Annotated in this window: 14 protein-coding genes and 1 tRNA gene; 10 read left to right on the forward strand and 5 right to left on the reverse strand. The window is 59.8% G+C overall.

Features of this window, described 5'->3' with window-relative positions:
* The 5 genes from QZ540_RS06455 to QZ540_RS06475 all read right to left on the reverse strand — a co-directional run.
* On the reverse strand, positions 1-1538 hold a 1538-nt coding region (locus tag QZ540_RS06455; RefSeq protein WP_294628564.1), incomplete at its 3' end, for a polysaccharide pyruvyl transferase family protein.
* Between the two features lie 2 nt (positions 1539-1540).
* Positions 1541-2608, reverse strand: coding sequence for a glycosyltransferase family A protein (locus QZ540_RS06460; RefSeq protein ID WP_294628566.1), 1068 nt, complete (start codon positions 2606-2608; stop codon positions 1541-1543).
* A gap of 142 nt (positions 2609-2750) precedes the next feature.
* On the reverse strand, positions 2751-3785 hold the full coding sequence (locus QZ540_RS06465; RefSeq protein ID WP_294628569.1) for an inorganic phosphate transporter: 1035 nt from the start codon (positions 3783-3785) through the stop codon (positions 2751-2753).
* On the reverse strand, positions 3785-4402 hold the full coding sequence (locus tag QZ540_RS06470; RefSeq protein WP_005504391.1) for a hypothetical protein: 618 nt from the start codon (positions 4400-4402) through the stop codon (positions 3785-3787). The genes QZ540_RS06465 and QZ540_RS06470 overlap by 1 nt, the downstream gene beginning before the upstream one ends.
* A gap of 395 nt (positions 4403-4797) precedes the next feature.
* Positions 4798-5571 (reverse strand): histone acetyltransferase, encoded by a 774-nt coding sequence (locus QZ540_RS06475; RefSeq protein WP_294628570.1) that lies wholly within the window; start codon positions 5569-5571, stop codon positions 4798-4800.
* An 87-nt stretch (positions 5572-5658) separates the two neighbouring features.
* On the opposite strand from QZ540_RS06475, the gene QZ540_RS06480 reads away from it, so the two are divergent.
* The 10 genes from QZ540_RS06480 to QZ540_RS06525 all read left to right on the forward strand — a co-directional run bounded on the left by QZ540_RS06480 (position 5659) and on the right by QZ540_RS06525 (position 14253).
* A tRNA-Lys gene (locus QZ540_RS06480) sits at positions 5659-5731 on the forward strand.
* Between the two features lie 171 nt (positions 5732-5902).
* Positions 5903-6412 (forward strand): asparaginase domain-containing protein, encoded by a 510-nt coding sequence (locus QZ540_RS06485; RefSeq protein ID WP_294628572.1) that lies wholly within the window; start codon positions 5903-5905, stop codon positions 6410-6412.
* Position 6413: 1 nt separating this feature from the next.
* The gene (locus tag QZ540_RS06490; protein ID WP_294628574.1) at positions 6414-7085 is read left to right on the forward strand and encodes an amino acid transporter; all 672 of its coding nucleotides are present in this window, start codon (positions 6414-6416) and stop codon (positions 7083-7085) included.
* A gap of 219 nt (positions 7086-7304) precedes the next feature.
* The gene (locus QZ540_RS06495) at positions 7305-8042 is read left to right on the forward strand and encodes an organic solvent tolerance protein OstA (RefSeq protein WP_294628576.1); all 738 of its coding nucleotides are present in this window, start codon (positions 7305-7307) and stop codon (positions 8040-8042) included.
* A 108-nt stretch (positions 8043-8150) separates the two neighbouring features.
* Positions 8151-8744: a multidrug DMT transporter permease gene (locus tag QZ540_RS06500; protein WP_049349909.1), complete on the forward strand. Its 594-nt coding sequence runs from the start codon at positions 8151-8153 to the stop codon at positions 8742-8744.
* Positions 8745-8823: 79 nt separating this feature from the next.
* Positions 8824-10515: an ABC transporter permease gene (locus QZ540_RS06505; protein WP_294628578.1), complete on the forward strand. Its 1692-nt coding sequence runs from the start codon at positions 8824-8826 to the stop codon at positions 10513-10515.
* Positions 10516-10607: 92 nt separating this feature from the next.
* On the forward strand, positions 10608-11477 hold the full coding sequence (locus QZ540_RS06510) for a multidrug ABC transporter permease (protein WP_294628580.1): 870 nt from the start codon (positions 10608-10610) through the stop codon (positions 11475-11477).
* A gap of 202 nt (positions 11478-11679) precedes the next feature.
* Positions 11680-12507 (forward strand): hypothetical protein, encoded by an 828-nt coding sequence (locus tag QZ540_RS06515; RefSeq protein ID WP_294628582.1) that lies wholly within the window; start codon positions 11680-11682, stop codon positions 12505-12507.
* A gap of 324 nt (positions 12508-12831) precedes the next feature.
* Positions 12832-13491: a hypothetical protein gene (locus tag QZ540_RS06520; protein WP_294628584.1), complete on the forward strand. Its 660-nt coding sequence runs from the start codon at positions 12832-12834 to the stop codon at positions 13489-13491.
* 147 nt (positions 13492-13638) lie between these two features.
* On the forward strand, positions 13639-14253 hold the full coding sequence (locus QZ540_RS06525; protein ID WP_294628586.1) for a hypothetical protein: 615 nt from the start codon (positions 13639-13641) through the stop codon (positions 14251-14253).
* Positions 14254-14328 lie beyond the last annotated feature (75 nt).

Below are 14328 nucleotides of genomic sequence, written 5' to 3' on the forward strand. Positions count from 1 at the left end.
TCGAGCTGCCGGCGGTGCTCGGCATCCCAGGAGTGCGCCCGGTCAGACATTGCCCACTCGAACCCCGCGGTGAGGGAGGTTTCGGTGAAGAGCTCGCGGGCGGCACGGACGGTCGCACCCAGCGGCTCGGGGAGCGCCGGAACCTGCTCCACGGCGGGGAAAGGTGCCGGTGTCGTGCTTTCACCCGGCTTTTCTTCACCGTGTGCAAGAATCTGCGCCAGCAGGTAGGCACGCTCGGCTCGCAGAACCTCCAGCAGCTCGGTGCGGCGCGCATCCGATGCCACCGCCGCGTGCCGCAGGGCTGCGGCAACCATCAACTCGGGAACGCCACCGGCGAGCATGCCCAACGGCAGGGTGAACTCGCCCAGCCCGTACTGGCGCAGGGCGCCGCCCACGCGCATCTGCGTGAACGCGTCGGGCACGAGGGCGAGCACGGGAATGCCCGCCGCGGCTGAGAAGACCGCCGGGTGGTAGCGGCTGGTCAGAGTGAATGCCGCCGCACGGTGCACGGCGATGCTCTGGTCGGCGTGCAGAATCGGCAGCAGGGTCGCCGGGGTGGAGGCGCTGAGCTGCTCGGCGATGCGCTGGTGCGCCTGAATATCGCCGCTTGACGGGGCCTGCGGGTCACCGTAGTGGCTCAGGAAGACGGGTGCATAGCCGTGCTCGCGCCACATGCCGTCGAGCAGACGCGCGATTTGCTGCGCCTGCTGGTCGGTGCACTCGTTGACGGTCACGCAGACGTAGTGCTCCGGTAGCTCATCCAGCGCTTGACCTGCGGACATACCCTCCGCATAGTGCAGGGTACGCGCCGGAGAAGCCACCGGGTAGTCGGTGGCATCGTCCACGCTCAGGCGCGCGTCAATACCCCGCTCACGGCACCAAGCGAGGGAAGAACGTTCACGCACCGTTACCGAGTGGGTGGTGCGCAGCATGCGCTCCAGAACCTGCGCGTCCTCGGGGTTGAGGACCGGGCCCAGGGACTGGCCGGTCACGTACACGGGTACGCCCGCATGCTCGGCGGCACACACCGCGGCGGCGCGTTCGTAGAGCAGCCAACCGTAGCGGGAGTTGAGGTTGCCGCCGCCGGAGACCACGACCGCGTCCATGGCGGCGATCGCGTCCGCGAAGCCCACCATTCGCTCGACGGTCTGCTCCAGCGGATGCAGCACCTCGGGTAGCGCCTGCACCTGCGGTAGTGTCACCAGTTCGGCGGTGGAGGGGCGCTCCCGGTCAGCGTGTAGCTCCACCAGGACGCTCTCGAGTGCCGCGAGAGTCAGCTCGCGTTCAGCCGGCGCCCAGGGGAAGAGGAAGAACGGCATGTACTTGTAAGGCTCGCCGGTCTCATGAGCAGCCGCGCCGATATAGCGCGCCGAATGGTCCACATCGCGGGTCATGAGGGTGACCGCCGCGCCGCCTTCGGAAAGCGCCTGGGCGCTCGCGATGGTCATGGCTTCGTCGCCCACGTGGTAGGTGTGCTGGCCGATATCGCCGATGACGAGCACGCGCGGTGCTTTAGTAGAACGGTTATTCTCTGTCACGGCTATGAGCCTTTCTTGCCGGTGGAACAAGCCTCGCTAGCACCGTCAGCGCGACGAGCCTGAGAACGCTGATTGAGCGAACGCTGCGCAAAGGAACGCAGTGCACGGCCGGGCGCGCGCAGGTACTTTAGAACCCGCAGGCGCTCCTCGATGCTCTGCTGGCGGGACTCAATAGCCTGCTGACGAGCCTCAATACGCTCCAGGCGGCTTTCAATAGAGCGCAGAATGTCCAGGGATTCGCGGGTCAGATCGTGCCCATCAATGACGCGGCGCTCCAGGTCAGCCGCCAAATGCGCCTGGTACAGGTATGCGCCCGGTCGGGCACCCGCCTGCAGATCCTCGCGGATAGCGCGGGCACGCACCATCGAATCGAAGCGGGCGTGATCAGCCTGGCGCTTCACGCTATTCGCCTCGGAACCCTCCGCGTCGGGGCGCAGCGACCAGTACGCCAGCGGCTCATCCACCAGCAGAATGTCGGCAACCTTGGCGGCACGCATGTTGAATTCCCAATCGCCGACCACCGGCAGAGACTCGTCATAGAAACCGACCAGCTCGTGCAGGCTGCGGCGGTAGAGAATACCAATCGGCACGGCACGGTTCGTGCGGAAGAGGAACTGCAAACCCATGCCGGGCAGGCCGTCGTGGAAAATACGTTCCTCGTACACCTCGAACTCGCCGTCGGCGTTCTCACGCTCGTACCGCTCTACAACGCGGGTGGTGCACATGAGCGCGCCGCTCTCTTCCAGCGCCGCGACGGTGCGTTCCAGGAACTCGGGTGCCCACAGGTCGTCGTCATCGTGAATCGCCACATACTTGGAGACGGTCGCCGCCAAACCGGCGTTGGAGGCCACCTCCATGTTGCCGCCGGCGGTGGTCAGTAGCTGCACGCGGCTGGAACCTAACGGGGATGCCTCAATGACGGCGCGGGTTGCCTGCTCGTCGCCACCGTCGTTGATCACGCAGACCGTGTAGTCGGTGAAGGTCTGCTGCGCAATATTCTCCAGGGCGCGGCTCAAGAATCGGGGGCGGTCCTTTGTACGGACCAGAATAGCTACGGTAGGAGAAGACATAACCACAATCAGTCGAGGGTGAATGGGCGCGTGCCAGCCCAAGAACTCAACCCATTATGAAGGTGTCCACCGTTCAGACTCAACCTGCCGCCCGTTCACGCCGCAACAGCATGCACGCAGAGGCATGCACCGCCGCTAAAAACTAGCTGATGGATTGTAGCGCCACCATCGCCAGCACTCCGAGCACAAAGCACGCCGGAATGGTTACCAGCCACACCAGAAGAATCTGCAGAACAATCCTGGACTTCAACGCATTAAAACGCTGGTTCACGCCCGCGCCGAGCGCCGATGCAGTCGCCAGGTGCGAGGAGGAGAACGGCACCTGCAGCAGGAAGTAGCCGAGCACCTGAACCACGGCGGTGGTGCCCTGGGCGACCGCGCCGCGGAAGGGATCCAGACGCACCATCTTGTAGGCGAAGGTGTAGCCGATGCGGCGGCCACCGGTCAGCGTGCCCGCACCCAGGCTGAGGGCAATGATGAGGGCGCCCAGCAGCATCCCGCCCCTGGTGAGGGACTGGAGTAGCGCCGGGTCCATGATGCGTTCGCTTAGCAGCGCCCACAGCAGCAAGTACAGGTAGCCGGTCTGCAGGCCGTGCAGCAGCGAAATCGCGGAGGCAGACACCGCCAGCACCTCGCGGGCGTGCTGATTCACCAGGCGCGGGTTATGCCCCACCACGAGCCGGTAGAACGGTACCACCATCAGCCAGGACAGCAGAAAAATCAGCGGCGGCAGGTAGAAGAGCGGCAGCAGGGTCGACCCGAAAATATGCGGCAGGAAGGAGAGAGACCCGAAGCCTTCAGCGGCGCTGTCAATCCTCGTTTGAGTCCACCAGCTCACGCCGGCGAGGGCACCGACCAGCGCGTGGGTTGAAGAGGACGGCAACCGTAGGAACCAGGTGAGCACACCCCAAATAGCGCAGACCAGCAGCGCCGCAACAATACCGTTCAGGCCGGTAGTACCGTCCGGGGCGCTCACCCACGAGGCGGAATACTCCCCGAGTAGCAGGAACGCACCGACCACGCCGAGCACGTTGAAGAGCGCGGCAAGATACAGGGCGGAGCGCTCGCCGAGGGCGCGGGTACGCACCGGAACAGCGACGGAGTTGGAGGCGTCGTGCACACCGGTGACGTAGACCGCGGCAATAAAAGCGCAGCAGGCGAGAAGACCCAGGAGCATTAGGATTCCTGAACGATAATGCGGCCGATTTCGGCGGACACATCACGCATAGCGTTGGAGGCGGCGGTCAGCTGCGCCAGGAAGGTGGCGTAGCGGCGGTACCGTTCGGGGGTGTAGCGTTCGGCGATGTACGCGTCGTATTCTTCGGCGGTGCGCAGTGCCTGGCGGGAGATGCGCAGCATGTCCATCCAGTAGTTGTCGAGGCCGCGAATATCGGCGAGTTTGGGGATGACGGCGGCGGTCAGCACCGCCTGACGCTGAATAATGTCCAGGATTGAGGTGATGTGCGTGGCGAAGCCGTCAATGCTGTGCAGGGACAGTACGTGCGCGGCGCTGGTGAGCTTCTCAACGGCGTTGGTGAGCTTGCGTGCCAGCGTGTACAGGTCTTCACGCGGAATCGGTGGGGAGAAGGAGCTGCGCACTTCGGTGAGGGTGCGGAACAGCAGGTTGGTGGAGTCCGCTTCGTGGGTGAGCATGCGTTCGAAGAGTTCGGGGTATTCCGCGACGGGGGAGCCGACCATTTCTGAGAGCAACGCGGCGGCCTCACCGACCTGCGCTGAAATTTCAGCGAGGGAGGCGAGGGATTCGTTAGCGTGGGGGAAAAGTCGGTGCAGCATAGTTCCCAGTCTAACCAGTATTGGGGGTTGCGGGTGCGCGTAGCTCCTGGGTATCTCACGGGCACCCGGTTTTTATGCGCAATCGTGCCAAGCTGACAGCGGCTTCTTGACCGGAGTTAAACATAAAACGGTGGGGGTCGATTTCTCGACCCCCACCGGAACGTTTAGGGATGTCGGGTTGGGAGCGCCTCTCGGCGGAAGGCCGCTCGAAGCGGCTAAAGATTTGGAGCCCGGGGCTACCTATTAGCAACCCGACATCTTGTAATTATTATCCACCCGCACCCGGCGCAGAGTCAATCGGAAACAGGCTTTTCACGCCTGTGCGACCCAATGTGGAACCTGTGCCAATTCGCGGCACGAACCCGCATTTTTGGGCGGCTAAACGGTGCAGAAGACTAGAATGCTTCGAGGTTGGTCTGCGATTTTTCCTGCACAGAATCAGCCCCCGAACCCTCGTTAGCCTGCTGACCAGCCTCAACGGCGCGCAGCTGGGCGGCGACCGCCTCCAAATCGTGCGCAATCTGCTCCATCTGCTGAGCCTGACGCGGCAGGCGAGCACGACGCTCCACCGCCTCACGCTTCACCTCGTGGCTACCCGGAACCGCACCATCCTGCCCTGCAGAACGCGCATAGTCGGCGCGAATACCCAACGCCACCACGTGCGCAAACGCCGCGCAGCGTTCCATCGCAATGTCCATATCGCCGGTGTACAGGCCCGCCAGAATCTCATCAATCGTACGAACTACCTCATCGGCACCGGGCGGGTCGGGAACACCCGCCACCACGTGCGACCGGTAATCCTCCGCCATGCCCATCTCAAAGGCACGGCTCACCCCGCGAGGCGAACGGTGCACCGTATCCCGCAGCCAGTACATGCGCCACAGCGCACCCGGCAGGGAGTGGGCGCTCGCGTGCGACCAGAGTTCGGCGAGCATCTCGATACCGTAGTCGTCGGTGAAGCTGACGAGCCGCTCGGTCATCTGTTCGTCGGTGCCGCGTCCGCGCATCAGCAGGATGCGTGCGGAGGCGTGTGCCGCCTCCTCGCGTGCGGCGGGGTCCATGCCGCCTTCGTGGCGTTCAAACTTTTCGACGGAGTAGAGGACGGGGCGGTGGTGGGTGCGGTGTCGTGAGCGTCCGGAGGCGCCGGTTGATGATGCGGGTGTAGACATAGGATTTTCCAGTGTACCGTTCATTGGCTGGGAGCCGGTAGTGTATAGTATTTCTATCTGCACACTTTCAGTTTTGTGTGGATAGGAGCGCCTTTAGCTCAGTCGGTAGAGCTACGGACTTTTAATCCGCAGGTCGTGGGTTCGAGCCCCACAGGGCGCACTAGCCGACCCGTCGCCTCCCGCTTTGCGGGGGTCGGCGGGTTTTTGCGTCTTCACCCTCGTGTGCGGGGTTTTTACCCCGTGTTGATTCCGTGTGGTGGGGCGTGTCCTGCCGGGTTGGTCTGGCAGTTTTTGATTCGTGTACGTTGACCTGAAAAGATGAGGAACCCCCGTGAGCGTCACCATTAAGAACCCTGAAGAGATTACGATTCTTGCCACCGGCGGCACGATCGATAAGTTCTATTCGGTGGCGGGCACCATGGATATTGGTGAGCCTGCCGCTAAGGACCTGCTGGACCGCGTTATCACTGATGTGCGTTTCGATATTCGCCCGCTGATTGGCAAGGACAGCCTGGACATGACCGATGAGGATCGTGCCGAGCTGACCGAGGCGCTGAACGCTGTTACCAACGACCAGGTGCTCATCACCCACGGTACCGACACTATGCCGGAGACCGCCCGCTACCTGGTGGAGCACGCCAACCTCGGTAATAAGGTTGTGGTGCTGACCGGTGCGATGCAGCCCGCCGTGATGGCTCGTTCGGATGCCGGCTTCAACCTGGGTGCCGCTATTGCCGCCCTGAACCTGCTGGAGCCGGGTGTGTACATCAGCATGAGCGGCCGTATTTTCCCTGCTGAGAGCGTGCGTAAGGACCGTTCGCGCGGTATTTTTGAGGGCTAGTATGGCTGATTCCGCTCGTATGCGGAGGGGCGAACCGGTTTCTGCTGCTGAGCTTGCGCCGGTGGCGGGTTCCTCGGATCTTGTGCCGCAGGAGCATATGTCACAGGAGCACATGTCGCAGGCGCAGCTCATGCAGTTGCAGGCGATTGAGGAGCTGGAGCAGCAGGCTGACGAGTTCTGGAATGTTGCCAGTGAGTACCCGCTGCCGGCTAAGAACCTTTACCTGGTGCGTGTGCTCCTGCTGGTGGTTCCTTCGCTGATTATTGTTTATTACTTCATTCGCGTCACGCTTTTTCCGATTGGTGCGGTGCCGCTGGTGTACCTGGTGATGCACATGTGGCTTGCCATGATTTACCGGGCGAACCGTTCGGTGAAGTTGGTGCTGCTTGCGAATGTGGCATCCGGGGTTGCGGCTGCCATCATGACGGCGTTCTTCACCTATGTACTCGTGACCCTGCACGGCCCGCAGACTTTGCTGGACCGTGTGGGCATGTTCTATACGGTGAGCCTGCTGACGGTGATGGGGTCCTTCGCGTTGGAGATCCTGTTCTCGCTGTTCTATAGTTTGGCGGTTCGCAGGAGTCTGCGCCGTAGCAAGCGGAAGAAGGCGGAAGAAGAGCGCCAGAATGCAGAAGAGCAGAAGGTAGCAGAGCCGAACGCGGAGGTTTCGTAGGCGGCGGAGCAGGGCTAACCTGCGCCTCAACGGGGGCAAGTAATGATGCTGGGCGGCGTTGCCTGCGACGCCCAGCTACTGCTCAGATTCCCTTAAAGTACGCGTGATACGGTAGAGACAGAAACACGACCAGCACCTGCCAGGAGGTCACCCATGGGCGCTACACACCTGAACACAGATGCCGCTTCATCCGCAGAACATCCGGATGAAGATATCAGTGTGCAGACTCGCTATCAGGCGCCTATTCGCCACGCGACTCCTGCTACGCCGGAGGTGTCCGTTCCGCTGAACGTGCCGCCGGTGGTGACTGGTTCGCATCCGGTTATTTCGGCTACTTCTACCGTCATCATTCAGGATGGTACGAACCCGCCGATTGTGGTGCGTACGCATCCGACGGGTCCTCTACCGCCGTTCCCGGGGCAGGGTCAGCTGCCCGCTTTTCTGCGCACCTACACCGCCGATGAGGTGAAGGAGCGCAAGCAGAAGCTCAAGAAGAACCTGCTGGTCCGCGCCGTTATTCTGTGCATCTTGAGCATCGTTGAAGGCCTCATTATTTCCCAGTACACGCAGCCGTTGGCGATTTGCTTTGGTTTTGTGGCGGCGCTTTACCTGGTGGTTCAGATGTGGCCGCTGATGCGCCCTCCGCGTGATTCGGCGGACGCCTCCGTGTATAGCGTCTGGGCTATCTGCTCCCTGATTGGGTATGTGGCGGTGGGGCTGGTGCTTTCACCGATTACGTTCCTGCTGCTGATGCTTGACTGGGCTGGGGTTTCCATGGGCCTAGACCCCCTACTGATACTTGTTGCTTTGGGCCTGGTCTGGTTGAGCGAGGTTGGCTTATCGTTGCTGACCATTTACCGCTTCAATAACTTGCGGATTGCGATGGCGAATCAGGCAGATTCGCCGTCGTTACCTGACAGTATTTCTGCGACGGTTGATCCGTCTATTTCTGCCTAAAGTTTTTTGAGGCGGCGCGGTAGACGAATGCCGCGCCGCCACCCACACACCACACACTCGCTCATACATCTTCCGCACACTATCAGCCGACATCCGAAAGATTCCGCTATGTCCGCCGTCGAGTCCTCTCCGCCATCCGCCCCGAACACCACGCATCCTACGAAGCCTGCCACTCCGACTCTCGTGTCTGTGGCGGGTTGGGTTCTGCTCGCTATTGCCGTGGGTTGGCTGGTGCTGATCGGGTACACGGGTGTCACGTATGCGACGACGCAGCTGTCGCATTTTTCAACCTGGCGCGCCCAGTCGCTGGTGGAGGCACAGGCGTACTATCCGGTGATGTTCTTGCTGGTGAGCGCCTTCGGTAACGTGACGTTGCACGGTTTCTGCACTGTGGCGTACCTGCGCGGTTACCGTTGGGCGGCGCTGGTGCTGTCGGTGGCGTTGGCGTTGGGTGTGTTGGCGTCCCTGCTGATTATGCTGGCGGTTGCGGCTCTTCTGGGTACGTTGAATGGTGCGCCGAGCCAGGATGTTGAGTTGCTGCTCAGTAGCGCCTCCCCGCTGTACACGCCGGTGTATATTGCTGCGCCGTACATGCTGGTGTGTGTGGTGGCGTTGGCGTTGGTGTGGTCGCGTCAGTCGCGTTCTTACATGGAGGCGCGCCGTGATTGGCGTTTGCGCCGCAGCGAGGACTACCTGATTTAGCCCTATAGATTCTGGCTGCGGGTCCCGGACCTGCGGCTCACCGATAACTTTATTCACCCAACCACAGTTAGGATGACTCGTGCACCCTACTTCCGAACCTGCGCACGAATCCACATCGCAGACTACCCACGGCGCTGCTAAGCGCACATATGATGAGCGGGCGGCGTTTGAAGAGGCGAAAAGAAACCTCGGCATAGTTGGCGATAAGGAGCAGCAATTCGACCGGGGAATGGCGATTCTCGGTAAAGCGTATTCCATCGCGATGATGCTCATTCTGGTGTACTTCCTATTGGACGCGTACCAGATTCTCGTTACTGCGGGTCGTAGTGTGAACGTCGGCTCGTTCCTTAGCTATGCCCTGCCGAAGGTTCTACCTGACGCTATTTTGGTGGTGCCGTTCCTCTGGATTGTTCTGGATTGGGTCAAGGATGGGTACATTAATCCGCGCCGCTTGATAATGCTGTACCTTCTGCTGTGCTCCTTGAGCGGTGTTCTTGCCTTTGCCGGCGTTTTTGGTCTGGCGCAGGTGCTTTTCCCCGCGTTTACCGCCCTTGACCCTGTATCGCATCCCGATGCCGCCTCGTCTATGGTGTCGCAGGCTCTGGTCGGGGTGATTACGGCGGGTAGCGCTGTTCTCCTGTTCCTGCTGACTCGCCCGGCTGTGGGCGTGGTCCCGAGCCCCGCGGCGATTCGGAAGCAGATGCAGATCATCAAGGACAGCATGGCGGATGATGAGGAAGAACCGACCCGTGAGGATGTTCTTCGCCAGCTCGAGGAAGACGAGGGGCCGGTTAAGGAATCTACCGAGCAGCTGCTGCGTGAGCTTTCCGCCGATTATGCTTTGTCGAAGGACCCGGCGGAGAAGAACCGCCTGCTGGCTGAGATACAGCAGGTTCAGCGCGCCCAGAAGGCGGGTGTAAAGCCTAACCTCGGCGGCGCGTCCGCTGGCAGGTCGGGTAAGCCCCAACAGGAAGCGCACGAGGGTGCGGAGGCGACTGCCGCCTCCACCGCGCCTGCCGCCCCTAAGGTGGTGCTCCCGCCCCGCCCGAAGGCGCTGCGCGGCGTCATGCGATGCTTTGTCGCCATTATGGCGGTGGAAGCAATCCATAAAATCTTCCTACATATGATTGATGGGCGTTCAGCCGGTGGCGTCGAATTATGGGTGGGTTTCATCATCCCCGGTGTAGTGCTCCTCCTCGTTGAGCACGCCATACCGATGTTTGTCCTTTGGCGACTGTGGAGGGGCCGATTCTGGGCATATGTCGTCATCTTTATTAGCTTCGCTTTTATAGCTATCAGGGGCTTGATAGATTTTGTGAACACCTTCCTGACAACTGGTTATCTTTCCCGGTTGCTGGATGGCACACAGACGTGGAGTTCTCAGTACTACGCGGCAGCTGTGCTGTCTGAGAATGTTGCTGATACCTTGATTACGCTCCTTTCCCTTCTGATAGTTGTGTTGCTCTTGAGCCGCCCCACCAGGTTGTTTATGGTTACCGCGAGGTTGGCACGGATGGAAGCACGCGAGCAGGCGAACGCCGGTGACGGTCATGTCATTGGTCATCAGAGCGCAGACGCAGAAACGCGTACTCACCTGGAAGAAGAGCAGACACGCAGGGAAGAAAAGGAAGCTAACCGACGGGCTGAAGAGGCTGTCGCCCAGCAGTACAAGACGCCCCGTCGTGCGGGTGCGCGGAAGAACTCCCGCAACGAACAGCGCGGCTACAAGGATACTTCCGTGTACACCGAGGAAGGCTACCGCCTCAACTAGGGCGGGAAGCCCCTCCCCATGGGGAGACTCTTTGCCACCCGCCCCGTGCTACAGCGTGCGGGGCGGGGTGCGAAGAGAAGAAAGGAATATAGATGTCAGAACGTAACTCGAAGCAGCCGCTGAATGACGCGGAGTACACGGTTCCCGAGTACAGCGTGCTACTGCCCTCCGACGAGGCTAAAAACAGCACGGCGGCAAGCCCGGATGCTTCCAATAATGTAGCCCCCAGCGGCACTGCAGAGAGTAATGCGGCAGAGGACAACGCACCCGGCGGCGGCGCCTCCGAGCACGCCAGCACCCCTGAGCAAACCACTACTGGCTACCGGGAGGCGACCGCCGGCTATGCTGCCGCCTCCGAGCAGGTAATTCCGGAGCGTCCGCAGGCTATGCGCAGCGTCATGTGGTGCGCTGCCGCCATTATCGTGCTGGGGCCCCTGAGTAATTTTCTGCCGATTCTCAGCCGGTCGTATATCGATTTTGAGATGGTGGTGAGTGTTCTCTTCTCTGCCCTGGTGGTTACCCTCATCCTCTCCGCCATCCCGATTTTTGTTCTCTGGAAGATCTGGGAGGGCCGCGAGTGGGCGCGCGTACTTACCATCATCTACTGCGCTCTCGCGGCTGCTAGCGGTGTGCTTATTCTTGCGGATAATTTCTCGGGGTTAAGCTCTAGAGCGGCTGCGGCGTCCAGCCTGGTGCGTATCGTAAGCGGCGTTTTTACTCTCGTTCTTTACCTCCTGATGATTGTGCTGCTGACTCGTGCTCCTATTAGGACGTACACCCAAATCGTTAGCGGGGCACGTGCACTAGAACACCAGCAGATGATGTCTGAGACGAGACAGGCTGCCGGTCAGGTCCCGGCGGAACTTCGAGAGCTTTTCGCTGATGATGAGGACGGCGAACGTACCTCATCAGAGAGAAACAACCCTCGTCCCCCTCACCGTAGCGCTGGATGGGGCACATAGAATAGGGGCACCAACGTCAGGAGTTCCGAGGCTGGCTCTCGGAATGGTGCACGTGGTGACTCGGGTACCTCTGAATACGCTGAGAAAGGGTAACGTCTTCCTGGGGTGCGGCGCGCCTCCTTATATCCTTGGGGTAAGACTCTTTAATGCCCGCCCCGTGCACTGTAGCGCGGGGTGGGTGCCAGGGGAGAAAGGAATGACGATGTCAGAACGTACCCCGAAGCAACCGTTGAATGACCCGGAGTACACGGTTCCCGAGTACAGTGTGCTGTTGCCCTCCGACGAGGCTGAAAATAGCACGGCAGAGAGTAACGCCGCCTCCAACAGCACCGCCCTCAGCAGCGGTGCGGTGGGCAATAACGCGGCAGAGGACAACACACCCGGCGGCAGCGCCTCCGGGCACGCCAGTACTGAACACACCACTACCGGCTACCGGGAGGCGACCGTCGGCTACACTGCCCCTACCGCCTCCGAACATGCAGGTCGGGTACGCCCGAAGGCCCTGCGCAGCGCTAAGCGGTGCATGACCGTCATCATTATTCTGTTGCTCTTCAGGAATATTCAAACGTTCATACTCCTTAAGAATCTAACCTCCAGCTTGGGGGCGCTGTCTCTTCTCTTCACGCTGGGCTTCCCCCTCATCTTCATTCTTATCCAGATTTTCCTCTTCTGGAAGACCTGGGAAGGGCACAGATGGGCGCACATACTTATCCTCGTGTGTAGCGCCTACGAGGTCTTGAGCCGTATGTATTGGTTTGCGCAAGATTTCTTCATGGATTCCAGATATCTCACCTGGCTGATGGAATATTTGCAGTCCTACGACTCTATGGACCTGGCGATTTCTCTTCTCTTGAGTACCGCAGTTGGTGTTGTCCTTACTATCCTCTACATCCGGATTATTGTGCTACTGACCCGTCCCCCTGTCTGGGCGTACACGACTGCCGGCAGCACGTCGCATAGCCAGGTGGTCGGCCAGAATCCGCCGGCACCTGACCTGAACTCCAACGAGGGCGGGAACCGCCTCAACTAGGGCGTTTGCCTCAGACGACACCACTATCACCAAAAGACTCAGAGTATGAAAAGGGTGGGGATACCAAACGGTATCCCCACCCTTTCGCGTTAAACATCGCAATCTTCTAGCTGGTAAAACCCTTTGAGTTGCCTAAAAGGTTCCATTCTTCCTATAAAAAACCTATTTCCCTCGAAGAGCTTACCCTATACTGAAAAAGTATTATTCTCTCAACTAACTACATCAAATAACTCTTTTAGGTAGGTTTCACGTAAATCTACCTAAAAAGTGGAACAAACACCGATTTGCGCACCATAGTGCGAGCATACGAGAGAAAGAACGACGATGTTTAACAATACTTCCGGCGCCTCGGCGGGAACGCTGGCACCTCAGGTGCCTCAGCCTAATACCGCAGTACCGAACTTTCCGGCACCGAACTTCGCAGCACCCGCAGCAGTGGCACCTCAGCCTCCGGTTCCTACTGGTGCTCGACCCGTACACGGTGCGCCTAGCCCTCAGGTAACCAGCAATCTTCCCCCGCGCCCCCTCGCCATCAAGATTGTATTCATCTTCATGATAGTGTTCCTGTCTACGTATCCCCAACAGCCTATTGTGGGTCTAGAGTTCACGTTTGCGTATATGCTGGCAGGCATGACTGGGGGGCTTACGATGATCTTCTATATGGTTTTTGGAATATTTGCTGCCGGGCGCCTCAACGAGGGCTATGAGTGGGCACGAGTAGTGATTATTATCGAGGGCGCGCTACGCATGCTTCTGGATATTGTGGTTGTAGCTTTCTTTTATCACGTCTTTTTGACCGAGGACTATAGTACGCAAGCGGCCAGAGCTATGTTTTTTGGCCCGTTTATGACTCTTCACGTCTTCTACGCGAAGATAGCTTTTGATTTCATCAGCCGCATCCTCATCATTGTTCTTCTCTGCCAGCCGCAGGTGGGACGCTACATCCAAATGCGTGGAGACCTGCGACGCATGGGCGTGCGCTAACTCGTGTTGCAGAAGACATAACCAATCGGGGCATACCCCGCCCACCCCTAATGCAGGTTTCGCATGAGCCAGCAGGGGGATAGAACAATCACTTGAACAATCACCGGCTCACGCATCAGCGTGGGGCACATACAAGAAAGAACGACGATGTTTAACAACGCTCCCAACCCGCCGGGCGCCAATCCGGCACCGCAGGCAGCTCAGCCCAATAACGCTATGGCACCGAACTTTCCGGTTCCGGGCGTACCCGCTCCTTCATACGGAACACCGGGCCCCTATGGGGTAGTCTACGTCCCTTCACAACCTGCCGCTCTGCGCGCTGCGATGGGCTGTGCAATCGCTGTGATGGTATTGGCAGCCCTATCATCCCTCTACATGATGGCCTGGGATGGTGTGGATTTTAATGATTTCTCATGGATTGGCTTTACCGCTATCGGCGGGCTCGTCATCTGGCAGCTCTGGCAAGGAGCCCGCTGGGCGCACATACTGGTCATCGTTGACTGTGTGCTATACATCCTCCTCACCCTATCGAGCGTGCTGATGCTCCCTGTTTTGAGCCGGGCTGGTATGCCCATCCTAGAAGTGGCGAGGACAGCAGGCGCATACCACTATGGAGATCCCAATGTCATGGTTCTGCTGGTTCTAGGTAAGACCGTAATTGATGTTGCCCTGCACATCGCCATCATTGTTCTTCTGACCCGACCGCAGGTCTTGCAGTATTTCAAAGCTCATGAGGACTTTAAAAGCATGGGCCTAAAGTAACCCCGCGGAGGTAGTAACCTTGCGGAGGCGTAACTCGCTTCCGGGGTGCCACCTCCACCGGGCTTGAGAGAACGC

This window comes from uncultured Rothia sp., assembly GCF_916049665.1.
Classification (GTDB): Bacteria; Actinomycetota; Actinomycetes; order Actinomycetales; family Micrococcaceae; genus Rothia.

What these genes read in the sequence shown, in the direction of transcription:
- QZ540_RS06460 (WP_294628566.1), bottom strand. Translation starts at nt 2,608, where the DNA reads ATGTCTTCTCCTACCGTAGCTATTCTGGTCCGTACAAAGGACCGCCCC.
- QZ540_RS06475 (WP_294628570.1), bottom strand. Translation starts at nt 5,571, where the DNA reads ATGTCTACACCCGCATCATCAACCGGCGCCTCCGGACGCTCACGACAC.
- QZ540_RS06510 (WP_294628580.1), top strand. Translation starts at nt 10,608, where the DNA reads ATGTCAGAACGTAACTCGAAGCAGCCGCTGAATGACGCGGAGTACACG.
- QZ540_RS06500 (WP_049349909.1), top strand. Translation starts at nt 8,151, where the DNA reads ATGTCCGCCGTCGAGTCCTCTCCGCCATCCGCCCCGAACACCACGCAT.
- QZ540_RS06520 (WP_294628584.1), top strand. Translation starts at nt 12,832, where the DNA reads ATGTTTAACAATACTTCCGGCGCCTCGGCGGGAACGCTGGCACCTCAG.
- QZ540_RS06465 (WP_294628569.1), bottom strand. Translation starts at nt 3,785, where the DNA reads ATGCTCCTGGGTCTTCTCGCCTGCTGCGCTTTTATTGCCGCGGTCTAC.
- QZ540_RS06490 (WP_294628574.1), top strand. Translation starts at nt 6,414, where the DNA reads ATGGCTGATTCCGCTCGTATGCGGAGGGGCGAACCGGTTTCTGCTGCT.
- QZ540_RS06515 (WP_294628582.1), top strand. Translation starts at nt 11,680, where the DNA reads ATGTCAGAACGTACCCCGAAGCAACCGTTGAATGACCCGGAGTACACG.
- QZ540_RS06470 (WP_005504391.1), bottom strand. Translation starts at nt 4,402, where the DNA reads ATGCTGCACCGACTTTTCCCCCACGCTAACGAATCCCTCGCCTCCCTC.
- QZ540_RS06525 (WP_294628586.1), top strand. Translation starts at nt 13,639, where the DNA reads ATGTTTAACAACGCTCCCAACCCGCCGGGCGCCAATCCGGCACCGCAG.